Source organism: Pseudidiomarina terrestris, from assembly GCF_030466375.1.
Lineage (GTDB): Bacteria > Pseudomonadota > Gammaproteobacteria > Enterobacterales > Alteromonadaceae > Pseudidiomarina > Pseudidiomarina terrestris.
The window spans coordinates 35761-61640 of the sequence record NZ_JAGGJE010000002.1 but is presented as its reverse complement, the minus strand read 5'-3'; the positions used below and the strand labels follow the sequence as shown (position 1 = coordinate 61640).

The window sequence follows — 25880 nt, the reverse complement described above, 5'->3', positions numbered from 1 at the left end:
TTTTTTTGTGGCTGTCTCTTAAAATGAACCTCTCGAAACAAGCAGCTAGCTCCTCACAATAGCATCTAAGTTGCTCTTGCCCCGCCGATAATATTAACTTATCTTGTATTACATAATTCAAACATCTTAGGTGTTGTTGTCGATTATCGCTATAGTCGGTAACAGCTGGATCCTACCAAGTTAATTTATAGCTGACGGCGAAGGAATCATCATTGGGAATCCGCAACTATTGGCCGCGAATTCGACGTATTTGGATAACAGTCGGCATCAGCGTGACGGTGGTCTTCGTGGGCTGGTCGCTTATCGCGTACCGAGCAGACGCCGAGGCTGAAGCGGCAACGATTTCCGATGACGTCGTCGCCGTCAGCGCTACCCAGGGTATCTGGCAGTTTAGTCCTACCAGACCTTCGAAATCGGCAACCTTGATATTCTTTCCCGGCGCGCTAGTAGATCCCATTGCCTACGCACCCCTCGCACGTTCCGTAGCAGCGGCAGGCTATCCTGTGCTGTTGGTCGAACTCCCTTATCGCGGTGCGTTCGGTGGTGCAGAGTCAGCTGAGCTTTGGGCTCGGATTTCGTCCGCGCTTGCGTTAATACCCAGTGACCATGCGGTGGTCGTTGGCGGTCACTCACGGGGTGGCGTGGTGGCTTCGACGTTAGCAGCGCAGGCTCCGGAACCGGACGGGCTGATTCTTATCGGCACCTCTCACCCTCGCGATGTAGACCTCAGTAAGCTTGAGGTACCCGTGACAAAGATCGTGGGTACGCGCGATGGACTCGCTTCGCCGGAAGAAGTGGAACAAAACGCTTTTCTCCTGCCCGACAGAACGCGCTGGGTTTGGGTGGAAGGCGGAAATCATTCGCAGTTTGGCTGGTATGGCTTTCAGCCGCTGGATCTATGGGCAAAAGTGGCAGCTGCTGAACAGCGAAGAATCATGACGGAAAAAGTTCTTCAGCTGCTTCAGACAGTCGAATCAAACAAGACGAGCAGTCTTTATTGCCTGAATAATTGCAAGCCAAAGCGGCTCAGCTCAAATTCATGAGCACTGTCCAAACGGCAATGCAGTGGGCATTCTGTGACAGCAGGTTAACCAAATACAGAGAACCATCATGGATGTGACAAAGAAGAAATTAGCCGAAGCAGCGGATAAGAATATTATTTCTAATCAGCAAGCGGAAAGGCTTTACGAGTTTCTAGCTGCTCAGTCGCAAGACGTACCGAGATTTACTTTCACGCATGTTCTTTATTACCTGGGTGGCCTTATCGCTATTGGCGCGATGACCGTATTTATGAATTTAGGCTGGGAGTCATTCGGCGGTCCCGGAATCGTAGCAATCGCTATTGTTTATGCGGTTATTGGCTTAAAAGTAACGAACTCCTTCGCGGCAAAAAATCTGGTTATTCCAGCAGGCATTTGCGCAGCGTTTGTCGTTTGCTTAACGCCATTGGCGATTTATGGTTTCCAGCAGTGGCTCGGCGTCTGGCCGGATGAAAGCGTTTATAGGGATTACCACAGATATATAAAGTGGCATTGGCTATATATGGAGTTGGGCACCTTAGCAGTGGGAATCATTATTGCCTGGAAGTACAAATACCCGTTTTTGATCATGCCTATCGCGGTGACGCTTTGGTATATGACAATGGATATTACAGCTATGATTTCAGGAGGAGACGTCTCCTGGGAGCTGAGAAAGCTTGTGTCCTTGTTCTCCGGACTGTTAATGATCGGATTAGCCTTTTGGGTTGATATCCGATCACATAAAAAAGCCGATTATGCCTTCTGGATTTATATTTTTGGGGTACTCGCGTTCTGGGGCGGTCTATCATTACAGTACTCTGACAGTGAGTTATCTAAGTTCATCTATTTCTGTATTAACCTGTTGATGATAGGCGTGGGTGCCTTATTGGTTCGTAGGGTTTTTGTGGTATTTGGCGCTATTGGTAGTGCTTGTTATCTTGGTTATTTAGCCTTTGATGTGTTTGAAGATAGCTGGCTGTTCCCCATTGCATTAACTGCCGTTGGACTCGGGATTATTTATCTTGGTATTCTTTGGCAAAAGCACGAAAAAACGATTACCAAGAAATCACGCTTATTACTTCCTGCGCCATTACGCGAAATGTTGGAAGCGAAATCGTGAAGTTGTAACAACAATAAGGGCGTTGCTCAGAGCGCGCACAAGGAGTGTCGATGCCGTCGCAGCAACAGTTGCTGAAAGTCATCAAAATCCAGGCCGAAATCGCTAAGCAAGGCATGGATCTGAATGGAGTGATGCAGTGTATCGTAGATGAAACGCTGGCACTCGTGGACGCGGATGCCGCGGTCATTGAACTCGCTGACGGTGACGAACTGGTTTATCGGGCCGTTTCGGGAACGGCCGCGCCTTATCTTGGCCTGCGCGTGCGTCTCGATAGCAGCCTGTCTGGCTTATGTGTCACCAGCGGCGAAATTTTGATTTGTGCTGACTCAGAGACGGATCCGCGGGTCGACCGTGTTGCCTGCAGGAAGATCGGGTTACGCTCTATGATTGTCATCCCCATTAAGCACGACAATGAAATTGTCGGTGTTCTCAAAGCCATGTCGAACAAACAGGACAACTTTCAGCAGCACGACAGCGCTCTGTTAGGCATGCTTTCAAATGTGGTCGCAGCAACTATGCATTTTTCCGCCGAGTATGGTGGTGACAGACTGTTCTACAGGGCGACCCACGATAGTATGACGGGCCTGGCGAACCGTAAGCTATTCATGGACCGCTTGAAAAGCAATGTCGCGCGAATAGAACGTAACAGAAAAGATTTCGTCGGCGTATTGATGATCGATATGGACGGCCTAAAACAAATTAATGATACTCACGGCCACCGGGTGGGAGACGCATTGATCATTGAATTGGCCAACCGGTTAACGAAAACGATCCGCGAGACCGACACCCTGGCGCGCTTGGGCGGCGACGAATTTGGTGTCATTTTGACGTCGCCGGAGACTCCGCAAGCGTTGACGACCTTGATTTCCAGAATTCACTCAGAACTTGAACCCATCTTTACCTTTAACGGCGAAAGCTATCAGTTGAAAGCCAGTATCGGTAGCGCAATTTTGCCTGAGGATGGCACCGAAGCTCATGAGGTGCTGGAAGTAGCGGATCAACGCATGTATGCCGTAAAACATTCACGCAAGAACTAGCAATTTTCCATCATAGCGCGTTTCATAAAAAGTGAGTTCCCATGACCTATAAGGCAATAAACTTTAACGACAAGCTTGGCCTCTTTGACGAGCAGTGGTCGCCAAAAGTCATCGCTGAGATGAACGACTACCAGTTTAAGGTGGTTAAGCTGGAGGGCGAGTTTGTCTGGCATGAGCACAAAGACACCGACGAAACCTTTATTGTTCTCGAGGGGCATCTCAGAATTGACTTCCGCGATGGGCATGTGGATTTGGCGGCAGGCGAAATGTACGTGGTCCCCAAAGGCGTGGAGCACAAGCCCTATGCGGAATCTGAAGTAAAGGTTTTGCTGATAGAACCGCGTGGTGTGGTAAATACCGGTGAGGCAGGAAGCAGCCAAACCGCTCCAAACGATGTTTGGATCTGATCGCCCGGTTGATCTTAAGCTGGAACCCCCTGAGAGACTCCAGGACAGGTGAGAGTTCCCCCATAATTTGTTAGTATGCCGCTCTTAGTTTACCTACCTGAAGGAAGTAGAATGTCCTCCTGCTGTGGCAGCTCATGCAGCACCGACCAAGACGACATCGATAAGGCACAACGACGACTCCTGTGGACTGTGCTGGTGCTTAACGGAATCATGTTTTTCGTGGAGTTTATCGCTGGCTGGCTGGCGGAATCCAGCGGTCTTATTGCCGATTCACTCGACATGCTGGCCGATACTTTGGTTTATGGTGTAAGCCTTTACGCGGTGGGTAAAGCCATCAAGTACAAGGCAAATGCCGCAATCTTCAACGGCACATTACAAACACTGTTAGCGTTATTGGTATTGGCAGACGTAGCGCAACGCTTGGTCTTTGGCAGTCAGCCTGATGCGGGCATGATGTTGTGGATCGCCGGTTTAGCGCTTGTGGTAAATATCGCGTGTTTTGCACTTCTCTACAGTTCTCGAAATGGCGATATTAATATCCGCGCCAGTTGGATCTGTTCCCGTAATGACATGCTGATGAATATCGGTGTCATTGGCTCTGCGTTGTTGGTCGCGCAACTGGGTATGGCATGGCCAGACTTAGTGATAGCGACGGTAATTGCATTAGTTGTTCTGCGCTCAGCAATGCGCATCATCCGTGATGCTCGCGCGGTAAAAGCCGGTGAGAAAACCGATATCTCTGGGTGCTGTGGATAAAGTTTTCAACACCTGCGGTTTTTAACCCGATGTCCGGCTGCAGCGTAACGTGTCGGGTTTGACAGGCGCTGTTTAAATCAGTAAAAAGGTTGATTATTACATAAAAGTAACAGCAAGGAGTCCCAGATGAAATCTCTCTACCTCGGCATTTCGCTGCTGGGGTTAGCAGTCCTATTTTTCGTCTTTCTGGGGTATCAGTACACGCAGGCAGACTCTCCGGCACCTGAATTTCGCGCGCTGGAAAGCGATAGCTTAGCAGATCACGCATCCCCCCTAACGGCTGTCACAGCCGCTGCCAAGCCTTCCCACACTGAGATATCATCAGCTGAGAGTTCCGAGGGTGGCTCACATGCGCTATCAGCAGACCAGCAACGTATCGCGGTGGCGATGGAAAAGTTTAAAGAGTTACGTGGTCGAGCGCTGATCAATGCCTTATCACAAGATCCGCTGGCGGAAGGGATTCAGTCCAGGATTCTGCTGGCAATGGTGGAGGCTGGTTATCTGGATATCAACGGCTCGATTGCGAACCGTGCAGGTCTTGAGTTTTTCTCGCCATTATTTTTGGCCGTTGCCGCAGAATGGGACGTCACCGCTGAGGTATTCTCTCGTTTTCTGGCATTAGGCGCGCGGGTTGATAGCAGCGATAACTGGCAGCGAATGATGTCGAATGTAACCGACGCAGAGGTGTTGGACCTCTGGTATGATGCGGCTGGCCTTGGCCCGGAACGGCACCAGGAGTTATTCAACGAAGGCCTGCGTACAGGTAATATGGCGTTTGTTGATTTTATCCTTGAAAATAAGAACGGTAAGTTCGATCAACTCACCTTTACCGGCGCTATGACAACGAATATCCAGCGCCAGATCTTGACCCAGCAAAGCATCAGCGATGAGCGCATGAGTGAGCTTTACGAGCAAACGCAACCAGAAGAACGTGCCCGCGTGCAACATATGCTCACTCTCATGCATGAGCGCCGCGCACGTCAAATTGAGCTATTACTCACCTATGCGGACCTCAGTGAAGAGGACCGGAAAAAAATGACCGAGCTGCGTGCTACCCTTGAAGAAGATATCCAACGTGTCGCTGATTATTTTGCGCAACAACCCGACTAACCCTTAACTGGTGTAACTCCTACCAAAATCTCAGTTCTTTGCTATGGTTAAGAGTGGTTTATGTCACGCTTTACTTTACTAAGGCAAAATGAAAAGAAGGAGTTTTCAATGAGCTTTCTATGGTTTTTATTGGTAGGTTTGATTGCCGGCTGGTTAGCCGGAACCTTGGTGAAAGGTGGTGGTTTTGGCCTGTTAGGCAACATTGTTATCGGTATCATTGGCGCAATGCTGGGTGGTTTTTTATTTGGTTTGCTCGGCTTATCAAGTGACGGCGGCCTGATTGGCAGTATTATCGTCGCTACCATAGGTGCCATTGTTCTGTTAATCATTGTCAGAGCATTGAAGCGCGCCTGACGCGAAGGTTTACATTTAAATTTTAATAGGATCATTGCATTCGCCATGCCACTCAGTAACATGATGTGGCATGGCTAAACCTCGAAAAAAACAGCCGCTCCGAACGGTCCAGATCAGTTGCAGCAAATGTCGCACTCCACTTTACAAGTATCGTAAAGGCGGCAAGGGCGCGCTGGTAAAATGTTTCGTCGAGCGAATTGTGGAAGATCACACCGAAGCTGTTGGTATTTGCCCGAATTGTGGGCAGGAGTTTGCGCGGGAAACCATGATGCGCGGTACTCCAGCTTACAAAATGGTCGGTGGTAAGGTCATGGTTAAATAACAAAGATGTTAAAAACAAAAAAAAGGAACAACGCGATGGCACGTAAATTTGTTTTAGCAGCGGCAGGAACTCTGCTGGCTGCAAATATGGTGGCTGCTCCTGCAGCAAAAGCAGAAGCGTTCAATGGTTTGAACCCATGGCAGCAGTGCGGTATCGGCGCCATGATCTTCCCTAATCACGGTTTAGCAGCGGCAATTTCTAACATTATCTGGGACTTAGGTACCACAGCGGTAACCTCTGCGACAGTATCGGCCGAAGCTTGTGAAGGCTCAGGCACGTTTACTGCGATTTTCGTCACTGAATCTTATGCGCAGATCGAAGAGCAACTGGCCTATGGTGAAGGTGAGCATCTGAATGCCATGCTGCATCTGATGGGTTGTGCTGCGGAACAGCGTCCGGCGGTTATTGCAAAACTGCGCGCAGATTATGCCGAAAATATGGCTGCGGTAGATTTCAATGACAAGGATCAGGCGCAAAAAGCAGAAGCTCTGTACTACACAGCAGCTGACGCTGTAGCGAACTGCTCAGCGAGCTAAGTAACGAAGTAGAACGTGAGCCCCGCTTTCCATAGCGGGGTTTTTTTATGGCATTTTTAATGAGTTAAAAATTCGATGGTGCTTCGCTGTTTAATCCTCTTTGTCGGCTGGGCCAGTTTTAGTGCGCACGGCGCCAACCTAGACGCTCTTGCCGGCCATAAAGATTGGCGTGCATTGTTGCACATGCCTGCTGGTAGCGAGCAAAGCGAAATCGAAACCCCCGCGTTTTTCCTCGCCGAAAACGGAGCCGGCAACCCTGCCGCTGAACTGCGGGCTACCCTTAATGCATTTACCGCTCAACCAGAACTTATGTGCCGCTATCCCGCCAGAGCCGCCTGGCTAGCGCAACAGCAGCAACTGAGCAATTTTGACCCGCAACAATGTACTGCATTACAAGAGTGGTTAGCAGGACAAGCGGCGGATCAGGTCAGCGTCATTTTTGCCGATGGCTTTTTAGATAATCCGGCGAGCTTTTACGGGCACATGCTGATACGCGTCGGCGATCGCAATGCCGATGACGCGCAGAAATTATTGGCAACCAGTTTTAATTTTGGCGCGCGCGTGCCTGACGATGAAAATCCCGTGGTTTACATTACCAAAGGAATTTTCGGCGGGTACACAGCGGCCTATTCCACCAGTCACTTCTATCGCTACGACATAAATTATGCCGAGGCCGAGTTACGTGATTTGTGGAGTTATGAGCTGGCGACAGATGCTGCGCAAAGTCGGCTGTTGATTTGGCACTTGTGGGAGTTGCTGGAAACCGATTACACCTATTTTTTTACCAGCCGCAATTGTGCCTACCATATGGCACGTGCCCTTGAGCTAGTGACGGACGGGGAACTGGTTGAGCGAGGCGACCCCTTTGTGTTGCCTGCAGATATTATCCAACGCCTTACGCAAGCTACCATCAACGGCCAGCCTGCGGTCAAAAGCCGTAGTTTACATCCGTCACGGTTACATCGCTTTCAGCAAAAATGGCAGCAACTCAGTGCCAGTGAAATCATACTTGCGCGCGCCTGGCTTGCTCGTCCACAACCTGCGACGCTAACCTCGGCATCTGCAGAACAGCAACGGCGCGTCATTGCGGTACTGGCGGATTTTTACGCCTATCGTCTCAGCCAGGAGCATGACAACGATGCGTTAAAACATCAGCTTGAGCAGGAAAGAACTACATTATTGCGCAGCCGCATGCTGCTGCCCATGGGCTCGAATCCCGACTGGCTTGAACACGAAAGCTCGGCGCCTGAATCGGGTCAGGATCCCAGCATGTTGCGGCTCGGCTGGCATCACAGCAGCACCGGGCAGCGCCATGAGAACGCGCTCGCGGTGGCTTTTCGTCCTGCCTACTATGATGTCTTGCAACCCCAGCAAGGGCGCTTAGCAAATGCGACATTGACCATGGGCGAGCTGGGTATTCATGTGCTGGAGCAGGAGCTGCAGCTGGAACAGCTCTGGTTATTGCGCTTACACACCTTGAACTACAGTGCCTCGGGTATGCCCGGCGATGGGGGCGCTTCCTGGGGGCTCGATGTCGGCTGGCAACGGGATCATCTGCGGCAATCCACTGACGTCCTCAGTCCGCAATTACGTGGTAGCTACGGTCAGGCCTATCAATTAAATCCGCGGCAATGGTTTGATGTCGCCATACGGGCGGAGCTACGTGACCCGTCAGCAGAGCTTGGCGCCATGGTAGTAAGTCCGCAATTGACCTGGCTCGCCGACTGGCGCGGCAGCCGCAGTCAGTGCCAGACACGTTACGAGTACGACCTCAGCGAGCGTCTTGAAAAGCCCTGGTTCATAGGCTGTGAGATTGCTTTTCATGTTGCTGACGATCAGGATATTCGCGTGAGTCTCGCCCACCAACAGGCGTCAATTGTCGCGCTCAAGTGGTCCTGGTACTGGTGATTTAAGCTTAAGCAAGGCTCTTACGCGCCTCTGTAGCTGCGGGACAACCTCCTGCTCAAACCAGGGATGACGTTTTAGCCAGATGTTATTTCTGGGGCTTGGATGCGGCATAGGTAAGACTGCGGGCCAGTATTCCTCCCAGTTGGCAACGGTTTCTGTGAGGTTCTTGTAACGCGGCACGCTCTCGAGCTGAGCAAGGTGCCAGTCGATGGCGTACTTGCCAATGGCCAACGTCAGCCTTAGATTCGGTAGCTCGTTCAGTAAAGGTTGCCGCCACAACGGAGCGCACTCTTTACGCGGTGGTAAATCACCGCTTTTGCCGGTGCCCGGATAGCAAAACCCCATTGGCGCGATGGCAAAATACTGCGCATCATAGAAGGTCTCACGATCCACCCCTAACCAGCTGCGCAAGCGGTCACCGCTGGGATCATCGAAGGGTAAGCCAGACGCATGCACGCGCCGGCCAGGTGCTTGTCCGGCAATCAGGATCGGCGCTGTGGTAGATGCCTGCACGACTGGTCGGGCGCCACAGGGCAAATCCGGCTCGCACTCGTGGCAAGACCGGATTTGTTTAAGTAACAGATCGAGCGCCATAAAGTTTACCCGCGGCGCCAGCGATGAAACTTCTGCACCCAGCCAAGCAGCTTCTCTGGCGCGTTCGCACGCTTCCAGTTGCCCGCAACATATTTGTTGGCCTCAGCCATGGTCGGATAGCTATGAATCGTGCCCAGAATTTTATTCAGACCAATGCCCTGCTTCATTGCCAGCACATATTCAGCCAGCAGCTCACCGGCTTGTGCACTGACAATGTTGACCCCAAGAATCTTATCCTTACCAGGTACGGTCAGAACTTTAATACGACCATAAGCTTGCTGATCAGCAATAGCACGGTCCAGATCACTGATGTCGTACTCAGTGACTTCGTAGTCGACACCTCGCTCTGCCGCTGTTTGCTCGGTTAAGCCGACGTTGGCAACTTCAGGGGTGGTATAGGTGACCCAAGGGATCACACTGTAATCGACACGAAAGTTTTTATAGGGATCAAACAGGGCGTTTACTGCTGCGTACCAGGCCTGATGGGAAGCTACATGAGTGAACTGATACGGCCCTGCAACATCGCCACAGGCGTAGATATTCGGGAAGTTGGTTTGCAGCAACTCGTTCAGTTTTAGCGTTTTACCCGCTTCAATCCCCAGCTCTTGCAGACCAAAACCTTCCAGGTTGGCTTGCCGGCCAAGGGCAATCAGCACGCGGTCAAACGGCAGCGCGACGGTTTCGTCCTCGTGCTCGGCCAGCAACACCCGCTCGCCATCACGCTCGGTAAATTCGATAGCTTTGTGGTTCAGGCGAAGTTCCAGACCATCGTCACGTAACTGCTTTTGTACCAGCGCAGCTGCATCAGTATCGTCATTGCTCAGCAAGCGCGGGCCCATTTCCACAACGGTGACCTGGCTGCCAAGCAGCTGAAACGCCTGTGCCAGCTCACAGCCGATCGGGCCACCGCCAAGCACCAATAAGCGCCGCGGCAGCTCACGCAGCTGCCAGAGGTTGTCTGAGGTCAGATAGTCGACCTCGCTGAGTCCGGGAAAATCCGGAACCATCGGGCGCGCCCCTGTGGCGATGACGATGCTGCGAGTGGTGATGGTCTTTTGCTCTTCACCATTTTGCACCTGCACCTCCCAGGGAGAGACAATAGTGGCATCACCGCACTCGACGTCGACACCAAGTTCCGTATAGCGCTCGACTGAATCATGCGGGGCTATCCGGGCGATGACGTCCTGAACGCTGTCCATGATCTTGGCGAAATCTATAGTCTCAATGGTGCTTTTCACGCCCAGACGCTCGGCGTCGCGGGTCTGACGAATGCTCTTGGCGACATGCAGCAACGCTTTAGACGGCACACAGCCGGTATTCAGACAGTCACCCCCCATTTTATGCTTTTCGATTAAGGTGACTTTTGCCTTTACAGCGGCCGCAATGTAAGCACTCACCAACCCAGCGGAGCCCGCACCAATGACCACAAGATTGTTATCGAACGACTTGGGTTTGGTGTAACTACCGTAAGCTCGGCGGCGCTTGAGAAAACTGAGAATGAATTTCGCCAGAATAGGCACCAAGCCGAGTAACACCAACGCACTAAGTAAATCAAACGACAGCACATCGCCCAAACTGGTGATCTCGGCCAGTTGTGTGCCGGCATTGACGTAGACCGCGGTGGCCAGCAGCATGCCGACCTGACTGACCCAGTAGTAGGTCCAGGCCTTAATTTTTGTCAGTCCCATGACCAGGTTGATAACGAAAAACGGGAACAGTGGCACTAAACGTAAGCTCAGTAGGTAAAACGCGCCATCACGCTCAATACCAGCATTGATGGCTTTGAGCCGGTTACCAAATTTCTTCTGCACCCAGTCATGCAATAGCCATCGGGCACTAAGAAAAGCTAGCAATGCGCCAACAGAGCTGGCAAAGGAAGCTAACAATAAGCCCCAACCCAATCCAAAAATCGCGCCAGCGCCGATGGTCAGCACGGTCGCACCTGGAATCGACAGCGCGGCACTGATCACGTAGATAAGGAAATATAGACCAAACAAGAACAAAGGCCGTTCGGCAAACAGCTGATTCAGCGCTTGTTGCTGCTGTTTTAGCTGCTCGAGCGTCAGGTATTGGGTCAGGTCAAACGCAAAAACACTGCCCACCAGCACAATGATTAAGGTGATGAACAGTAGTTTTTTATACGACATGGAGACTCCACATAGTTTAGAAGTTGTAACTGAAGCTCAGTTGCGCGTGGCGAGGCAGCGAAGGAAACGCCAATGTTGCACCGAAATAGCCGCCTTCGAATACCGGTGACCAATTATCCTGATCGGTGACATTTATTACATCCAGACGTGCCCGCAGGCGATCATTGAAACGGTACTCGGTATAGAGGTTCAACTGATGTTGATCACGAATAAAGACCGTCTGCAGATAATCCAGTGGATAGGCTTTGGTGTAGCTAAGGTCACCGCCGAGGGTCCACTGCTCGTCAATGCGCCAGCCAACCACGCCCGAAGCCTGTACCTCGGGAACGCCTTGCAACTGCTGGTAAGACGGTGGAAAAGCAGCAAAGTTAGGTGCGCCAACACCGGTACCCTCGATGATATCCGGGCGCGAGTCATCAAAAGCATCTGCCACCTGGCGGGTTCCCTGGAAGGCTGCGGAATTATCGTAATAAGCGTCAATGTAGCTGGCCGCGACAGTCGCCCAGAAGCCATTGCCATGGTCATAATGCCATTGCGCTTCGAACCCTTCAGTGCGAATGCCACTGTTGGAACCATCGCGGTTGCGCAGGCTGCGTTGTTGATCAAATAGCACCGCATCAGCAAACCAACGGGAACCAGCTGGTGCATATTTCACGCCAAGCTCATATAACCGATTTTCGGTGGCAAAATTTTGCGGGTCAATTTCCTGATTGGCATTGAGTACAGTGCCGCCAGCCATGGAATTTGACGTTGAGTCACTGGCATAAGCAGTGGCGTACAGCATCAGTTCATTGTTGATGTCATACTGCAGGGCAAAACTGGCGGCGCTTAGCCATTCGTTATGAGTGTCACGACCTGGAGTCACTCCAACTGGTGGAATCGGGTCACGCGCCTCCACATCGTAGTAGTCAGCACGGGCGCCGAAGGTTGCCAGCAAACGCTCGGTAACTTGCCATTTATGCTGGGCAAAGATGCCCCACTGATAGCTGGTCGAGTCCGTGGTATCAGAAAGATTAAAGTCACCGGAACCATCATTGTTGCGGTCGTATTGAGTACCCGGGGAAACCCACACCCCTGGGCGCAGTTCAACCAGCCTTGCCCGTTGCGCTGCAGTCAGCGGAATACGGCGCTGCTCAAGGCTGCCAGTTAAATCGATGGGTAGATCAGCTTCGGTGGTGAACTGGCTGTAGCCGAGCACATCGTTGTAGCGCACATTGACCCCGACCACCGACTGGTCGGTGTAATGCAGTTCCAAACGGTGCTCAAAGGTCTGCGCACCGTCAATGATTTCGACGAAACTGTTCTGATTGATACCTTCGCGGTCAAGGTGTTGGTAATAACTGCGATTGACCATCAACCACTCATTGTTGAGCTGATATTCAAGACTTGAATGCAACAATAAGGTCTCGGCGGTGTTGGTATCTAATGGGTCGGTCAGCACCCGGCCGCGGTCTATTTCAACCTGGCCGGTTGGGCTGATGACTGCAAAAGCTCCGGGCACAAACGAACCGTTGGGTTGCTGCCCTTGCCCGGTGATGTAGAGGTTATCGTCAATCAGCGCCTGGGTAGGCCGGTTGATACCAGCGTTATCTGTCCACGACACATCATAGTATTCAACGCCAAGTGACCAGCGTGTTGCCTTATTGGGTTGCCACTCGTAAGCAACAAACAGATCGTTGCTGCGGTGCTGGGTATAATCATAAAAACTGTCTTCGTCGATGACTTCGGCACTGACACGCAATGCTGCGGTATCCTCATCCAGCACCTGATTGTGGTCGACCTGCAAGCGGTACTGTTGCCACTCACCGATACGTCCACGTACCAGGGTCCCCGAGGCATCAAGTTTTGCGCGCTTCGGCTGCAGGTGCACAAAACCACCGACGCGTTGGGTCGTGCCCAGCATCACAGGTGGTGCGCCTTTGACGACGGCAATGGATTCGATGGCATTCAATGTAAGCGGCACGCCAAGGCCATTGTTACCCGCCTGGCGGCGCATACCGCCCTCAAACAATTCACCGAGTTGCCCGCGTAAACTTGGTAGTGAAGGATTGCCAAAGCCCGCAGCAGCGTGGCTGTTTGGAGCAAAGCGGGCAATATCATGGAGGTCATCGATGTTCGCCGATTGCATCAGCGACTCGGTAATCACAGTGGCAGCGCGTGGGATCTCGCGCAAGGTGTCGGAGGCGCCAAAAATACCTTCTATCGGTTCCTCGCTCGGCAATACCAGTTCTTGCTCGGAGCCGTGAACCAGAATGATTTCATCGGGTTCAATTTTATCCTGTGCTAAAACGATGCTCACGGGCATCAGCGCTACTAGGGTCAAAATCTTCAAAAGGTGTTACTCCCTCACATAAATAAGATCAAACACTTACGCGCCTAATTGCGATTTGGTTTACTATACTATACCTCTAGTATGGTTGGTTTAAGGGTAGTTAGTAAATGACAAAAACGCCGAAGCAGACAACCAAAACAACGGATTCACTTGAAAATCTGCTCATTACCGTAGCTCAGGGTACAGAATTGCACTTTGAGTCCGGACTATGCGGCGACTGGTCACTCTTAGCTGATCAGCCGCAAAAAGTAGGCTTTCATATTGTGACGAGTGGTGAGTGTTGGCTTGGCTTTCCTGATAATCAGCAAATGACCCAGCGGCTTAAGGCGGGGGATGCGGTGTTCGTTAATCGAGGCGTGTCACATTTCCTTAGTCGGCGACAGGTGCCTGCTCAGATCAGCCTTTCCGAGCTGGAGAACTATTGCACTCCTGAGCATAGTGAGAACGGCATAGTTTGCTATGAACTTGACGAAGTTAACTCAGCCTCTACTTTAGTGTTTTCCTTGCTGCCACCTTGGCTGGTACTTCGAAATGCTGAGCAAACCCAGCAGTTAGGCAGCATACTGGCAATGATCCGCAGTGAGGTTTTAGCCCATCACCCCGGTTATCGGACGGTCATACAGCGCCTCAGTGATGTCTTAACGTTGCATTTGCTACGCCAGCTACTCGTTAATCAGGATGAATTGACTGGTGTCTTCGCAGCGCTGCATGACAGCGCGTTGACAACTGTGCTGAATGATCTGATCGAGGCACCGGAACAGGATTGGACAGTCGAACAAATGGCAAATCTGGCCTGCTTGTCCACCAGTGCGTTTGCGGATCGTTGTCTGCGCAAAACCGGTCTAACGCCGAAAAAGTTACTTGATCAGTTGCGTTTCCACCGCGCCAAATATTTACTCTCGACGTCGAGTCTTCCGGTTGAAGTCATCGCATCGCGCATCGGCTATCAGTCGGCGACAGCTTTCGGTCGTTTCTTTAAAAAATATGCTGATCAATCTGCACAAGAGTTTCGCAGCTCTTGCTGACATTCAAAACAACGTATCTCTCCATCAAAACACCGGTTCTCTGCTGCTGCAATCGTCTTTTCTCTTCAGGTTGCTATAGTTAAAGGTAACTTTTATAAGCAACCGAGGAGTAAGCTATGGCGAAATTTACACTTCATTCAATTGATTCTGCGCCTGAAGGAAGTCAGGAGCGACTGAAAAGTGCTAAAGAAGAAATGGGTATGGTGCCGAACCTTTTTGCCGTGATGGCAGAATCGCCGGAACTGCTTGAAGCTTACCAAACCCTTGATGGGCTGTTTCAGAAATCCGGTTTTAACAAAAACGAGATCACCACAGTATGGCAAACCATTAACGTCTTCCATGACTGCCATTATTGCATACCGGCACACACAGCCATCGCCAAAAATATGGGCGCTGACGATGAGATTACCAAGTCGATCAAAGCCGGCGATGATCTCGCGGACGACAAACTTCAGGCCTTGCATCAGTTTACCAAAGCCATGCTGAAGCAGCGCGGCGGAGTTGATGATGACACCGTAAGTAAGTTTCTAGAGGCCGGTTATGAACACCGTCATGTACTTGCAGTGGTGCTTGGCATTGCTCACAAGACCATGAGTAATTACACCAATCATCTGGCCGAAACACCGGTGGATGATCCCTTCAAAAAATTCGAGTGAGGATCCAATGACTCAAGCCACAACTGCACCAGCTAAGTTAGAGAAAAAACTCGCGTGGAGCCTGCTGGCTTTGCGCCTTGGTATTTTTATCGTGATGTTTATCTGGGCCCTCGATAAGTTTGTGAATCCCGCTCACACCGCTGCGGTCTTTGAGGGCTTTTACGGTATTGGTGGCTTATCTGCAACCTTTGCCGCGATCCTGGGTGGATTGCAGGTGGCGTTGTGTCTGATATTCGTTGCGGGGCTCTGGAAATTCTTTAGCTATGGCCTCATTTTCATCTTACACGGGGTGTCGACGCTATCGTCTTTTCCGCAGTATCTGGATGCCTTTAACAACATGCTGTTTTTTGCTGCCTGGCCTATGTGGGCGGCGTGTTTTGCGCTGTTCTACCTGCGCGAGTACGATACTTGTACGCTTTCTGCCCTGATGAACAAAAGTGATTAGGATTTAATCATCGTCTGTTAATGGGCCCTTGCAAAGAGTGCAGTCGCCATCGGAATTGGCAGAGCCTTCGACATAACGAAGCTTATGCGAGGCTTTGCCGCGATTGGCGGTAAACTGAAAGCGCTGCGAACGAGTTGTCGGTTTGCGGGCGATAAACTGGCAAACGGCACCGACGCCGTTGTGCCGCTCACCTTCCTGGATGTTGCGCTCAACCTCCTGGCTAACCTGTACCTCATATCCCTTAAAGGCCCGTTTTAGCTCCTCTAAGCTCACCATAAGTCCCTCGTCGCTGGGACCGCCGGTCGCGTAATTGAGCTGTGCCACGGTATAAGCCTCGAGTAAAAAGAAACCGCCAGGTTTCAAGCTGGCATCGATTTCTTCATACAGATGTGCACGACCTGCGCTGGGTAAATGACAGAAAATGGCTACGATGCCCTCGTAATGAGCTTTGGGCAATTGAGCTTCTGTCAGATCGACCTGCTCGGTCTGAACGCTAACACCACGAGTGGCCGCTAGCTTTTGTGCCTTATCCAGGCCAACTTGCGAGATGTCCATCGCGCAAACCTCAGCTCCGAGCTCGGCCAGATAGACTGAGTTGCGGCCCTCACCATCAGCGAGGCACAGCACGTGCGGCTGCTCATAAGTCGCCAGCAGATCGGCAGCATGCTCGAGTAAGAAGTCGTTAGGCGCAGTGCCATAAACATACTCCTCAGTACTGTAACGTTCGTCCCAGCCGGTGCTCATACACTACTCTCTTATAGTTTTCCTTCAAAGTCATCGGCGCTATGTCGCTCTCTGACCTGCTCGTCTTCGTCGCCCCAGGCCCGATTGACCACGCGCCCGCGCCGCACTGCGGCTCGTTGGCCTACCTGTTCAACCCAGCGAACAACATGCTCATATTCTTGAACTTGCAGAAACTCGGCAGCATCATAGGCTTCGTTATTTACCACCGCGCTGTACCAAGGCCAAATCGCCATATCGGCAATGGTATATTCGTCACCGGCAATAAAGCTGTGCTCAGCGAGCTGGCGGTTAAGTACGTCAAACTGGCGCTTCACTTCCATAGTGTAACGGTTGATTGGGTATTCATATTTTTCCGGGGCATAAGCGTAGAAATGGCCAAAGCCACCGCCGAGAAATGGACCTGCTCCCATTTGCCAGAATAGCCAGTTCAAGGTCTCCGTTCGCGCCCCATGGTTGCTTGGCAAGAACGCGTTAAACTTTTCCGCAAGGTAGAGCAAAATCGAACCCGATTCGAAAACTCGGGTCGGCGGGGTCGTGCTGTGATCCACTAAGGCTGGAATTTTGGAGTTAGGATTAATATCTACAAAGCCACTGCCGAACTGGTCACCCTCACTGATATCGATAAGAAACGCATCGTATTCAGCCCCTTTATGGCCTGCTGCCAATAGCTCTTCCAGCATGATGGTCACTTTGACACCGTTTGGTGTGGCAAGGGAATACAACTGCAAGGGATGCTCGCCCTTGGGCAGCTCTTGTTTATGGGTGGCGCCGGCGACTGGGCGATTAATCTTGGCAAATTTACCGCCGCTTTCCTGGTCCCACTGCCAAACTTTTGGTGGGGTATAGTCTGACGACATAACAGATTCTCCGCACAGTGATGAGTGTAAAAAACCACAAAGGTGGCACATGGCCACCTTTGTATCCTAGCTTCATTACGAGTAACTAGTAACTTTGGACTTCAATATCGTTTTCAACCGAACTGACACCTTCAATACCTTCAGCGAGCTGTTCGGCAAGATCCGCCATGTCTGCTGTTGGCACCACGCCGCTTAACACCACCTGACCATCGATCGTCTCGACGTTAATGGCCATGGCATCCACCTGACCGGCTTCAACAAAAGCGGCTTTGACGCGCGCGGTGATGGCTGCATCGCTTAAGAAGTCACTAGCTTCAGCTGACTTATCTTCGGCATAGGCCATAGCTTCATTAGCGGCTTCTTTGGTTTCTTCAGCAGCTTCTTCCATTGCATTACCGGCGTCATTCGCAGCTTCATCAGCTTGTTGCATGGCTTCCTGACTCTGATCTTCTGCCTGCTCCTGCTCGGCTTGACTGCATGCAGCAAGTGATAAGGACGAAAGCAACGCGATGATCGCCAAACGATTCGTAGTATTCATAGATTAACCCCCTGTTTTTACAATTATCTTCCGCCATTAAGCTTAGCTTTAAATTGTAAATTTGCGAGACTGTTTACAGGAGTTTTGCGTAATAACGGATCTGTGCCAAAGTATTAAGCGGTTAGACTGAACAAAATAGGGGACGCTATGGCGCTTTTAGGGAATATTATTTGGTTTATTTTCGGCGGCTTTGTGATGGGGCTGGGATGGTGGCTGGCGGGTATCATCGCCTTTATAAGTATCATCGGGATTCCATGGGCGAAGTCCTGCTTTGTTATTGGCCGCTTTGCATTTCTGCCATTTGGTTACGAAGCGATAAATCGTCGGGAACTGCAGCAGAAAGACGACATTGGCACCAGTGCTTTTGGTACACTCGGTAATATCTTGTGGCTCATCTTCTTTGGCTGGTGGCTGGCGTTGGGTCATCTGATCTCGGCAATCGCCTTTTTTATTATTATTATCGGCATCCCCTTTGGTATTCAGCACCTGAAACTTGCCGCGATTGCGTTAATGCCCATTGGTCAGACAGTCGTGCCTAAAGAGGTGGCGCGCGCTGCGCGGGAAAAGAACGCACATGACCACGTGGATAAGTTACGTAACAAGTAGTGCTTCAAGTAGTGCTTAAAATGAGACAACAACAGATGGAGTGTTCAGCATGACGTGGATGATATATGGAGCTTATGGCTATACCGGAGAGTTGGTCGCCAACTATGCGAAAAGCCAGGGCCTGAAGCCGGTTCTTGCTGGACGTAATGAGAAAAAGCTAATAGCCGTAGCGGAACGTTTGGAGCTTCCCTACGAAGTTGTGAATCTCGACGATACCGTGGCCTTGCGGCAAGCATTGGGTGAAATGGATCTGGTTGTGCACTGTGCCGGCCCCTTCGAAGTCACCGCAGAACCCATGATCGATAGCTGTATTGCAACGCGAACGCACTACCTTGATATTACCGGTGAGCTCGCAGTTTTCGAATATGCGCACAGCAAAGATGAAGAAGCTAAACGGGCCGGTATTGTTATCTGCCCAGGGGTTGGTTTTGATGTGATCCCGACGGACTGTATCGCTGCGCAACTTAAGCAGCAACTACCTGATGCAAACCATCTCACTCTCGGATTTGATTCCGCGTCGCGGATGAGTCGCGGCACAGCAAAGACCAGCGTACGACGTTTAGGTGAAGGCGGTGCGGTGCGCCGTGAAGGTAAGATTGAAACCGTGCCCTTGGCCTACAAAACCCGCGAAATTGATTTCGGCAATGGTGAGAAGTTTGCCATGACCATTCCCTGGGGCGACGTTTCGACGGCGTATTACACCACCGGCATTCCGTCGATCGAAGTCTTTATCCCTGCCTCCCCGAACCTGGTGAAAAAGTTGCAGCGATTGAACAAGTTTCGCTGGCTACTGCGCTTTGAGTGGGTGAAAAAATGGCTCGAGAAAAAGATCGAGGAACAGCCTGCAGGACCTGACGAGAAACAACTGGAAGAAGCTTTCACCTATGTCTGGGGTGAAGCAAAAAATGCGCAAGGCGATGTCGTGACGCTACGTGAGAAGGTTATGAACGGTTATAAGTTGACCAGCCAGGGCGCAGTAGATATCGCTCAGCATGTATTAGCGGAAAAGCCCGAGGGCGGTTATTATACGCCAGCGAAATTATGTGGCGCTGATTTGATCGAGCGTTATCGAGTAAGTTAAAGCGAGCGCCCATGGGCGCCGAATAGTTAGGAATTGAATATGTGGCGTGCCCGGACAGTTGCAACCGTGTTGGCGGGGAGTTTTTTCTTCACCCCAGCACAGGCGGATAGCGACGGCTTAAGCTCAAGAGAGTTTTTGGAAGAAGATCTCATTGGTCGCTTCTGGGAGTTAGATGAAGAGCAGAAACGTGGTGTTTTCCAACTGCGCACCTATCATCCCAATTTCGTGCTGCCGGTCCACCATAGTTCCGATATTAATACCCAGCCGCAATCCCCGTCGCGCGGACCATCGGCGCCACTGGAAAGCTACAAACCGAACGAGGTGAAACTTCAAATCTCGTTGCGCACTAAGCTGTTTGAAGACTTACTGCTGCCCAACGGCGATCTCTGGGTGTCCTACACCCAGGTGTCTTTATGGCAGGCGTGGAATTCTGATGATTCCTCGCCTTTTCGCAGCACCAACTACAATCCTGATGTGTTTTACGTTTTGCCGTGGGCCGAGGAGTTCGATTTTATCCCCGGTGATGCTCGTGTGCGCTTTGCCAAGGTCGGCTTTGCCCACGAATCCAATGGCCAGACCAAGCCAGATTCACGCAGCTGGAACTATTTCCACTTCGGTGGCGCGGTTGAGTGGGGCGACGTTTACTGGGAGACCACCTGGAAACAGCGCGTGAACGAAGTGGGCGATGAGGACGATAATCCTGATCTGGTGCGTTTCCGGGGGAATTTTGAAAACCAGATCTCGTGGCGCAACGATCTCAGTACCTATAGCCTGACCAGAATCACCCGCGAATTATCCTGGGATCGTGGCTCCTGGCAGTTTGATTTTACTCACCCGATCAACTCGCAGAAACCTGATGGCTTAAGATTTTATATTCAGTTTTTTTCGGGCTATGGCGAAACCTTAATTGATTACAATCATCGCCAGAACCGCATCGGTTTTGGTTTCTTGCTACTCAATATTTAAGTGCGCAACATGGCTGATAACTACCTGCTTAAGCTTTACTCGAAATGTCTGCGGCTGCCTTTTGGCCGACAGCTTTTTTCCGCCGTTTTTGCCCGCAAGGCACCCTACTTCAAAACCATCAAGCCGCGCATTCAGCAACTGCAGCCTAATTTTTGTGAATTAACCTTTGCCAAGCGTAAAGCTGTTCAGAATCATATAGGTACAGTCCATGCCATAGCACTCTGCAATGGTCTGGAGATGGCGATGGGGGCGCTCGCGGAAGCCACTATTCCGAAGCACTTACGCTGGATTCCAAAAGGCATGACAGTGAACTACACGGCAAAAGCCAACAGTGATATCCGTATTACCGCACAGACGCCAGCAGATGCCTGGCAACCCGGCGATTTGGATGTTCAGGTGCAAGGCTTTCGTAACGATGGCACTGTCGTGATTGAAGGCACTATTACGATTTATATTTCCGCGAAACCCGATAGGAACTAGTTGTATGAGTCAGTTACCTGCTTGTCCGAAGTGCCAGTCGCCGTAGTTTGTGAAAAAGGCTTAAGCGAGCATTCTTTTCAGTTCGGTTTCGATGGCGAATACATGTTCGTCTTGTTCACCAAGCTCGCGTAGGGCTTCTGCAAGGCGCATTAGATACTCACTGTTTGGGCCACTAGGCCCATGCGAAGCCGCAATCTGCTCGGCAATAGCCAGCGGTGATGCTTCACCAAGGAAGGCATCGTTATCAGGGCCTGCAATATACACCAGCCCCTCGACCTGACCACTGCCATCGAGCCAGTCAAAGGTGGTAAAGATGCGCAGGTAGCCATTTTTCTCGCGATGGTCGAGATGAGCAAAAACATCAGGTGTGACTTCATAAGCCATACCATCACAGCTGTGTTCGGGCGCCGCAATCAAAGTAGCGACCCGGCCCGGCGCTTCAGGAGTGCCGCGGTGGTCGTGAGAGCCCTGCCAGAACCGTCGCTGCCAACCATGAATTCGTGCCGGACGACGTTGCAGGTAAGGAAAGTCTGCTTTATAGATGAGGGAGCCATAGCCGAACAGCCAGACCGACTCAAGGTGGTCCAGCGGCTGTTGTTGTTGATTAATGGCAATGGTGTTGTGTGACATAACCGTAGTGTATCAAAAAACGGATAAAAACATGAATCGACTTGAACTAAAGATTCCGCCCGTCGTCGTTGTTTTGCTTATCACATTGGCGATGTATCTGACCGATAAGCTGGTGCAATGGCCACTGGTTTCTTACCCGCAATTCGCTACCGCATTATCTGTAATAGGGCTTGCGGTTGCGGTACTTGGTGTCTGGCAGTTCCGTCGGGCGCACACCACAGTTGATCCGCGTGCACCGCAGGCGAGTTCACAGTTGGTCACCGGTGGCATTTATCGGTGGACGCGTAACCCGATGTACCTTGGCTTTTTATTGGTACTGGCGGGCTTTGCGACAAAGTGGGGCAACCTGGCCGTCGTCCCCTGGCTGATCGTCTATGTGCTGTACATGAATCGTTTTCAGATTGTGCCCGAAGAACGCATCCTGAGCGCCAAATTTGGTACACCGTACAAAAAGTATTTAAAACAGGTACGTCGCTGGTTTTAATACGCAAAAATCACTCGATCTGCTATACCTAGGGTAGTCAGGGATTCAGTTATGGACATTAAATGTTAATAAACTCGAAGGCGCTTCGCGCAGGCTTGATCGGCATCTTTTGCTGGTTCGGGTTGAGTGTGGGCGCACACGCGCAAACAACGACGGTCAGAGTTGGCGCATACGAGAACACTCCTAAAGTCCAAATCGGCGAAAATGGTAAAATTTCCGGTATTTTCGGTGATCTCCTCTATGAAATCGCCGAAAGAGAAGGCTGGGAGATCCAAGTTGTTCCCTGTCGCTGGAGTGATTGCCTAACCTTGCTGGCCGCTGGCCAGATCGATCTGATGCCCGATGTCGCACTCACCGAGTCGCGTAACCAGGAGCTGGTGTTTAACGAGTTGCCGGTGCTGTATAGCTGGTCGCAACTTTACTCCAAAGACGCTAAGGTACTGAAAACCTTACTCGAGCTAGATGGCCTGCGGGTTGCCGTGCTGCGTGACTCAGTGCAGGAAAACTATTTAAATACTATTGCTCTTAACTTTGGTATCCACGTTGAGCTCGTGCCCGTTGGGACCTTCGATGAAGGCTTTGCGGCGGTGCTGGGGAAACGCGCTGATGTCGTCGCAGTGAACCATTTTTACGGCGACAAGCGTTCCAGAGAGCTTGGCTTTGAGGCCACACCAGTGATGTTTCAGCCGAGTCGCTTGTTTTTTGCCGCAGCACCTAACCCAGAAGCGGCACAACTGGTGGGTCGCATCGATCGCTGGCTGGCAGACTGGCGGGAGGCGAGCGACTCGCCCTATCAAGAAGTCATGAAAAACTGGGGCGTTTACGCCCCGGATCAGGAAGAAGCACTTTCCAAGTGGCTGCTGCCAGGACTATTAGCCGTCCTGTTGTTAGCCATACTGAGTGTTGCTGCGCTGCGGCATCAGGTGAAAAAGAAATCCCGTGCGCTGCTGGAAAGTGAACAGCGGTCCAATACGATTTTGAACTCTGTCGAAGCTTTTATTTTCATTAAAGACGAGCAACTGAAGTACCGCTATGCCAATAAGAAGGTGTGTGAACTGGTCGGAGAAACAGAGCAATCAATTATCGGCAAGTCAGACTTCGACGTCTTTGAGACGAAGACCGCAGAGCATCTCCGCGAACGTGACCTGCGCGTCATAAAATTTGGCGAGCGGGTTGTTGATGAAGAATCCAGCCGCACCATAAAGGGTGAACAACGGCAGTTTCTTTCGGTCAAAATACCGCTGCGCGACGCCGACGAACGCATTTATGGCTTGTGCGGTATTGCCACCGATATTACCGAGCACATTGAAATACAGGAGCAGCTGAATCAGCTGGCTTATTATGACAGTGTGACGGGGCTGGCAAATCGTAAACTGGTGATGCAACAGCTTGAGCATGCCGTCGCCAGCTATCGCCGCACGGGTTATGAGGGCGCGGTGCTCGCCATCGATCTGATTGACTTCACCCTAATCAACGATACTTTAGGGCACGCTTTTGGCGATAAGTTATTAGCGACGATTGCCGAACGGCTGGAAGCCATTATTGATGAAACCGACTGTGCGGCGCGACTTGGTTCGGATGATTTTGTGCTGGTGCTCGAAGATCTGGGGCCGGATCGAAATGAAGCTATTCTATCGGCGCGCAGGCTGGCCACCGAGGTGGTTCGCCTGATTGAACAGCCTGTCGATTTGGGGTCTCGTTTTCATACGACTGCGGCCTGTATAGGTATCAGTATGTTTTCTGATAGCGACAATGGCGCGGCGGAGTTAATCAAAAACGCCGATTTGGCATTGACAGAGGCCAAGGCGCTGGGCAGTGGCTCTGTTCGTTTGTTCAACCCGGAGATGCAGCAAAGCATCAGCCGCAGACTGCATCTGGAAGACGCTTTACGCTCCGCCATCGAGGAGTCTGCCTTGCAGCTTTATCTGCAGCCTCAGGTGGATGTCAACGGCGTGGTGACGGGTGGGGAGTTATTGTTGCGCTGGCAGGATGAGGAATTTGGTCAGGTGCCGCCGGCAGAGTTCATCCCAGTCGCGGAAAGCAGCGGTCTCATCGTTCCCCTTGGTAACTGGGTTATAGAGCAAGCCTGCCAGCTGTTGCAAAAGTGGTCGGCTGATGGGCAGCTGAGTAAGCTGCAACTGGCCATCAATATCAGTCCGCGCCAGTTTCGCCAGGCTACTTTTGTTGAATATGTGGAGTCCTGCATGGCCAGACATCAGGTGCCCCATGGCAAACTGGAACTCGAAATTACCGAGAATATGCTCATTGATAACATCGATATGACCGTCAAGCGCATGTCTAAGCTGGGGGAAATTGGCGTCAGGTTCTCGCTGGATGACTTTGGCACGGGCTATGCGTCCCTCGCCTATCTTAAACGTCTGCCGATTTACCAGTTAAAAATTGATCAGTCATTTGTCCGCGATGTACTCACTGATATGAATGATGCGGTGATTATTGAAACCATTGTCGGACTCGGCCAAAGCCTGAGACTTGAAGTCGTTGCTGAAGGTGTAGAAACCGCAGCCCAGGCGGAAGCATTGCGCGACTTAGGCTGCGAAAAATTCCAGGGCTTTTACTTTGGCCGACCACAACCCGTTGACTATTGGGTCGACCAACTAAGTACGTCTCTGCAAGTTGCGAAAAGCACCGATGAATGATTATGCAGGCAGCTGCTGGGCTATGCCCTGCGGGATAAACTTCATCAGTGCGCCTCGCAATGGATGCCAAAACACCGACATCAGCAATAACCCGCTACCAATCACTAATCCGATAACAGCGGTGCTGATATCAACTAGCCCGACGCTATCGAGTAATGCACTGAAGACGTAAATCACATAGGACAAAGCTGATACCATAAGTGCGCGGCGGTCGATAATGAGGGATACCAGAGCCAGAACAACATATAGCACAATCGTTAGACCGGCCTGAGTTAGGCCCACACTAAAGTCCCCTTGGGCAAGGGTGACAAAAATTGGGTGTACAATAAGTGGCGCTGCCAATAAATGCAGCCAGAACGCGACATCTGAGCGACGGGTCTGGCGTTTACGATCACTGCGATCCCAGCTTAAAGCCAATGAGAATACCGCCAGTCCGGACACTAAAGTGATGATTTTAGTGGCAACCTCGGAGAAGTCGAATGCCCACATGCCAAGCATAATTACGCTTCCAATACCGGCCGCGGCTAACGCCGTCAATGTGATGGGGACTCGAAACCGGAACCAATGAAGGGTCGCGACAACAGCCGTTAGCAGGCAAGCGACTATCGGAACTATAGCCACATCGCCCCAGGTTTCTAGTCCGGTCACTAAAACTCCGGCGAAGACGCCCGTCAGACAACTGAGAAGTAGAACGATGGAAGGCAGCGCCATGTGTCGATTGCGAGTGAAATATTCAGCAAGTAACCAACTGGCCACAGCGACCAATGCGCCGCCGAACCATGGAGCAACAATGTTGCCGAGAGTCCATAGCGCAGCTAACGCTAAAACTGCAGCGATAACCACGAAAATGTCGTTGAAGCCGTTGACCAGACGAAAGTGTTCTTCGTCCTGAAACTGAGTGCTGCGCTGTTTTTGCATATAATTTCGAAATGCGGTTACATCTTGTTCTTGCAACACACCGTCGTTGACGGCTGAGTTTAAGTCTTCATCACTGTACATGAGGATATCCTCAAATTGGGGTCTGTTGCTAAACGTTGACCGAGGTAAAGTTTGGCAAATTTAGAGTATA

The 25880-nt window shown here is 51.2% G+C and carries 27 protein-coding genes; 19 read left to right on the top strand and 8 right to left on the bottom strand.

What is annotated here, in order from left to right:
• The first annotated feature begins 212 nt into the window (after window positions 1–212).
• The 10 genes from J6J28_RS07665 to J6J28_RS07620 all read left to right on the top strand — a co-directional run bounded on the left by J6J28_RS07665 (window position 213) and on the right by J6J28_RS07620 (window position 8569).
• The gene (locus tag J6J28_RS07665) at window positions 213–1043 is read left to right on the top strand and encodes an alpha/beta fold hydrolase (RefSeq protein ID WP_301720881.1); all 831 of its coding nucleotides are present in this window, start codon (window positions 213–215) and stop codon (window positions 1041–1043) included.
• 67 nt (window positions 1044–1110) lie between these two features.
• Complete coding sequence (locus J6J28_RS07660) at window positions 1111–2139, top strand: DUF2157 domain-containing protein (RefSeq protein WP_301720880.1); 1029 nt, start codon at window positions 1111–1113, stop codon at window positions 2137–2139.
• A 50-nt stretch (window positions 2140–2189) separates the two neighbouring features.
• A complete protein-coding gene (locus J6J28_RS07655) occupies window positions 2190–3176 on the top strand; it encodes a sensor domain-containing diguanylate cyclase (RefSeq protein ID WP_301720879.1) in 987 nt (328 codons plus the stop codon).
• Window positions 3177–3217: 41 nt separating this feature from the next.
• Window positions 3218–3583, top strand: a complete 366-nt coding sequence (locus J6J28_RS07650) for a cupin domain-containing protein (RefSeq protein WP_301720878.1) — start codon at window positions 3218–3220, stop codon at window positions 3581–3583.
• A 111-nt stretch (window positions 3584–3694) separates the two neighbouring features.
• Window positions 3695–4339, top strand: coding sequence for a cation diffusion facilitator family transporter (locus J6J28_RS07645; protein WP_301720876.1), 645 nt, complete (start codon window positions 3695–3697; stop codon window positions 4337–4339).
• 126 nt (window positions 4340–4465) lie between these two features.
• Window positions 4466–5449, top strand: coding sequence for a hypothetical protein (locus J6J28_RS07640; protein ID WP_301720875.1), 984 nt, complete (start codon window positions 4466–4468; stop codon window positions 5447–5449).
• Between the two features lie 108 nt (window positions 5450–5557).
• On the top strand, window positions 5558–5803 hold the full coding sequence (locus J6J28_RS07635) for a GlsB/YeaQ/YmgE family stress response membrane protein (protein ID WP_301720874.1): 246 nt from the start codon (window positions 5558–5560) through the stop codon (window positions 5801–5803).
• Between the two features lie 70 nt (window positions 5804–5873).
• Window positions 5874–6125 carry a hypothetical protein gene (locus J6J28_RS07630; RefSeq protein WP_301720873.1) on the top strand — a complete coding sequence of 84 codons (252 nt, stop codon included), beginning with the start codon at window positions 5874–5876 and terminating at the stop codon, window positions 6123–6125.
• Between the two features lie 35 nt (window positions 6126–6160).
• Window positions 6161–6661, top strand: a complete 501-nt coding sequence (locus J6J28_RS07625) for a DUF3015 family protein (protein ID WP_301720872.1) — start codon at window positions 6161–6163, stop codon at window positions 6659–6661.
• Window positions 6662–6736: 75 nt separating this feature from the next.
• A complete protein-coding gene (locus tag J6J28_RS07620; RefSeq protein ID WP_301720870.1) occupies window positions 6737–8569 on the top strand; it encodes an Lnb N-terminal periplasmic domain-containing protein in 1833 nt (610 codons plus the stop codon).
• Here the strand turns inward: J6J28_RS07620 and J6J28_RS07615 are convergent.
• The 3 genes from J6J28_RS07615 to J6J28_RS07605 are packed head-to-tail and all read right to left on the bottom strand — an operon-like array spanning window position 8534 to window position 13642.
• On the bottom strand, window positions 8534–9163 hold the full coding sequence (locus J6J28_RS07615; protein ID WP_301720869.1) for a uracil-DNA glycosylase family protein: 630 nt from the start codon (window positions 9161–9163) through the stop codon (window positions 8534–8536). The two genes, J6J28_RS07620 and J6J28_RS07615, sit on opposite strands and share 36 nt — an antisense overlap.
• 5 nt (window positions 9164–9168) lie before the next feature.
• Complete coding sequence (locus tag J6J28_RS07610) at window positions 9169–11310, bottom strand: FAD-dependent oxidoreductase (protein WP_301720868.1); 2142 nt, start codon at window positions 11308–11310, stop codon at window positions 9169–9171.
• A gap of 16 nt (window positions 11311–11326) precedes the next feature.
• Window positions 11327–13642, bottom strand: a complete 2316-nt coding sequence (locus J6J28_RS07605) for a TonB-dependent receptor (protein WP_301720867.1) — start codon at window positions 13640–13642, stop codon at window positions 11327–11329.
• 107 nt (window positions 13643–13749) lie between these two features.
• Between J6J28_RS07605 and J6J28_RS07600 the strand changes: the two genes are divergently transcribed.
• The 3 genes from J6J28_RS07600 to J6J28_RS07590 all read left to right on the top strand — a co-directional run bounded on the left by J6J28_RS07600 (window position 13750) and on the right by J6J28_RS07590 (window position 15768).
• Window positions 13750–14667, top strand: coding sequence for an AraC family transcriptional regulator (locus tag J6J28_RS07600; RefSeq protein WP_301720866.1), 918 nt, complete (start codon window positions 13750–13752; stop codon window positions 14665–14667).
• 116 nt (window positions 14668–14783) lie between these two features.
• A complete protein-coding gene (locus J6J28_RS07595) occupies window positions 14784–15323 on the top strand; it encodes a carboxymuconolactone decarboxylase family protein (RefSeq protein ID WP_301720865.1) in 540 nt (179 codons plus the stop codon).
• 7 nt (window positions 15324–15330) lie between these two features.
• Window positions 15331–15768 (top strand): hypothetical protein, encoded by a 438-nt coding sequence (locus tag J6J28_RS07590; protein WP_301720863.1) that lies wholly within the window; start codon window positions 15331–15333, stop codon window positions 15766–15768.
• A 3-nt stretch (window positions 15769–15771) separates the two neighbouring features.
• On the opposite strand, the gene J6J28_RS07585 is transcribed toward J6J28_RS07590, so the two are convergent.
• The 3 genes from J6J28_RS07585 to J6J28_RS07575 form a co-directional block, all read right to left on the bottom strand.
• Window positions 15772–16512: an SAM-dependent methyltransferase gene (locus tag J6J28_RS07585; protein WP_301720862.1), complete on the bottom strand. Its 741-nt coding sequence runs from the start codon at window positions 16510–16512 to the stop codon at window positions 15772–15774.
• Window positions 16513–16523: 11 nt separating this feature from the next.
• Complete coding sequence (yghU, locus tag J6J28_RS07580; RefSeq protein ID WP_301720860.1) at window positions 16524–17369, bottom strand: glutathione-dependent disulfide-bond oxidoreductase; 846 nt, start codon at window positions 17367–17369, stop codon at window positions 16524–16526.
• An 85-nt stretch (window positions 17370–17454) separates the two neighbouring features.
• Window positions 17455–17907: a BON domain-containing protein gene (locus J6J28_RS07575; protein ID WP_301720859.1), complete on the bottom strand. Its 453-nt coding sequence runs from the start codon at window positions 17905–17907 to the stop codon at window positions 17455–17457.
• A gap of 147 nt (window positions 17908–18054) precedes the next feature.
• On the opposite strand from J6J28_RS07575, the gene J6J28_RS07570 reads away from it, so the two are divergent.
• The 4 genes from J6J28_RS07570 to J6J28_RS07555 are packed head-to-tail and all read left to right on the top strand — an operon-like array spanning window position 18055 to window position 21040.
• Window positions 18055–18513, top strand: coding sequence for a YccF domain-containing protein (locus J6J28_RS07570; RefSeq protein WP_301720858.1), 459 nt, complete (start codon window positions 18055–18057; stop codon window positions 18511–18513).
• A 49-nt stretch (window positions 18514–18562) separates the two neighbouring features.
• Window positions 18563–19594, top strand: coding sequence for a saccharopine dehydrogenase family protein (locus tag J6J28_RS07565; protein ID WP_301720857.1), 1032 nt, complete (start codon window positions 18563–18565; stop codon window positions 19592–19594).
• A gap of 39 nt (window positions 19595–19633) precedes the next feature.
• The gene (locus tag J6J28_RS07560; RefSeq protein WP_301720856.1) at window positions 19634–20560 is read left to right on the top strand and encodes a phospholipase A; all 927 of its coding nucleotides are present in this window, start codon (window positions 19634–19636) and stop codon (window positions 20558–20560) included.
• A gap of 9 nt (window positions 20561–20569) precedes the next feature.
• The gene (locus J6J28_RS07555) at window positions 20570–21040 is read left to right on the top strand and encodes a hotdog fold domain-containing protein (RefSeq protein WP_301720854.1); all 471 of its coding nucleotides are present in this window, start codon (window positions 20570–20572) and stop codon (window positions 21038–21040) included.
• A gap of 60 nt (window positions 21041–21100) precedes the next feature.
• Here J6J28_RS07555 and J6J28_RS07550 read toward each other — a convergent pair whose 3' ends face one another.
• Window positions 21101–21670: a gamma-glutamylcyclotransferase gene (locus tag J6J28_RS07550; protein WP_301720853.1), complete on the bottom strand. Its 570-nt coding sequence runs from the start codon at window positions 21668–21670 to the stop codon at window positions 21101–21103.
• A 31-nt stretch (window positions 21671–21701) separates the two neighbouring features.
• On the opposite strand from J6J28_RS07550, the gene J6J28_RS07545 reads away from it, so the two are divergent.
• Together J6J28_RS07545 and J6J28_RS07540 are read left to right on the top strand one after the other, a co-directional pair.
• The gene (locus J6J28_RS07545; protein ID WP_301720852.1) at window positions 21702–22154 is read left to right on the top strand and encodes a methyltransferase family protein; all 453 of its coding nucleotides are present in this window, start codon (window positions 21702–21704) and stop codon (window positions 22152–22154) included.
• A gap of 62 nt (window positions 22155–22216) precedes the next feature.
• The gene (locus J6J28_RS07540) at window positions 22217–24811 is read left to right on the top strand and encodes an EAL domain-containing protein (protein ID WP_301720851.1); all 2595 of its coding nucleotides are present in this window, start codon (window positions 22217–22219) and stop codon (window positions 24809–24811) included.
• Here J6J28_RS07540 and J6J28_RS07535 read toward each other — a convergent pair whose 3' ends face one another.
• A complete protein-coding gene (locus J6J28_RS07535; RefSeq protein ID WP_301720849.1) occupies window positions 24812–25810 on the bottom strand; it encodes a hypothetical protein in 999 nt (332 codons plus the stop codon).
• Window positions 25811–25880 lie beyond the last annotated feature (70 nt).

Coding starts and splice junctions, on each gene's coding strand:
- J6J28_RS07660 (WP_301720880.1), top strand. CDS start 1,111: ATGGATGTGACAAAGAAGAAATTAGCCGAAGCAGCGGATAAGAATATT.
- J6J28_RS07655 (WP_301720879.1), top strand. CDS start 2,190: ATGCCGTCGCAGCAACAGTTGCTGAAAGTCATCAAAATCCAGGCCGAA.
- J6J28_RS07650 (WP_301720878.1), top strand. CDS start 3,218: ATGACCTATAAGGCAATAAACTTTAACGACAAGCTTGGCCTCTTTGAC.
- J6J28_RS07645 (WP_301720876.1), top strand. CDS start 3,695: ATGTCCTCCTGCTGTGGCAGCTCATGCAGCACCGACCAAGACGACATC.
- J6J28_RS07640 (WP_301720875.1), top strand. CDS start 4,466: ATGAAATCTCTCTACCTCGGCATTTCGCTGCTGGGGTTAGCAGTCCTA.
- J6J28_RS07635 (WP_301720874.1), top strand. CDS start 5,558: ATGAGCTTTCTATGGTTTTTATTGGTAGGTTTGATTGCCGGCTGGTTA.
- J6J28_RS07630 (WP_301720873.1), top strand. CDS start 5,874: ATGGCTAAACCTCGAAAAAAACAGCCGCTCCGAACGGTCCAGATCAGT.
- J6J28_RS07625 (WP_301720872.1), top strand. CDS start 6,161: ATGGCACGTAAATTTGTTTTAGCAGCGGCAGGAACTCTGCTGGCTGCA.
- J6J28_RS07620 (WP_301720870.1), top strand. CDS start 6,737: ATGGTGCTTCGCTGTTTAATCCTCTTTGTCGGCTGGGCCAGTTTTAGT.
- J6J28_RS07615 (WP_301720869.1), bottom strand. CDS start 9,163: ATGGCGCTCGATCTGTTACTTAAACAAATCCGGTCTTGCCACGAGTGC.
- J6J28_RS07610 (WP_301720868.1), bottom strand. CDS start 11,310: ATGTCGTATAAAAAACTACTGTTCATCACCTTAATCATTGTGCTGGTG.
- J6J28_RS07600 (WP_301720866.1), top strand. CDS start 13,750: ATGACAAAAACGCCGAAGCAGACAACCAAAACAACGGATTCACTTGAA.
- J6J28_RS07595 (WP_301720865.1), top strand. CDS start 14,784: ATGGCGAAATTTACACTTCATTCAATTGATTCTGCGCCTGAAGGAAGT.
- J6J28_RS07590 (WP_301720863.1), top strand. CDS start 15,331: ATGACTCAAGCCACAACTGCACCAGCTAAGTTAGAGAAAAAACTCGCG.
- J6J28_RS07585 (WP_301720862.1), bottom strand. CDS start 16,512: ATGAGCACCGGCTGGGACGAACGTTACAGTACTGAGGAGTATGTTTAT.
- yghU (WP_301720860.1), bottom strand. CDS start 17,369: ATGTCGTCAGACTATACCCCACCAAAAGTTTGGCAGTGGGACCAGGAA.
- J6J28_RS07575 (WP_301720859.1), bottom strand. CDS start 17,907: ATGAATACTACGAATCGTTTGGCGATCATCGCGTTGCTTTCGTCCTTA.
- J6J28_RS07570 (WP_301720858.1), top strand. CDS start 18,055: ATGGCGCTTTTAGGGAATATTATTTGGTTTATTTTCGGCGGCTTTGTG.
- J6J28_RS07565 (WP_301720857.1), top strand. CDS start 18,563: ATGACGTGGATGATATATGGAGCTTATGGCTATACCGGAGAGTTGGTC.
- J6J28_RS07560 (WP_301720856.1), top strand. CDS start 19,634: ATGTGGCGTGCCCGGACAGTTGCAACCGTGTTGGCGGGGAGTTTTTTC.
- J6J28_RS07555 (WP_301720854.1), top strand. CDS start 20,570: ATGGCTGATAACTACCTGCTTAAGCTTTACTCGAAATGTCTGCGGCTG.
- J6J28_RS07550 (WP_301720853.1), bottom strand. CDS start 21,670: ATGTCACACAACACCATTGCCATTAATCAACAACAACAGCCGCTGGAC.
- J6J28_RS07545 (WP_301720852.1), top strand. CDS start 21,702: ATGAATCGACTTGAACTAAAGATTCCGCCCGTCGTCGTTGTTTTGCTT.
- J6J28_RS07540 (WP_301720851.1), top strand. CDS start 22,217: ATGTTAATAAACTCGAAGGCGCTTCGCGCAGGCTTGATCGGCATCTTT.
- J6J28_RS07535 (WP_301720849.1), bottom strand. CDS start 25,810: ATGTACAGTGATGAAGACTTAAACTCAGCCGTCAACGACGGTGTGTTG.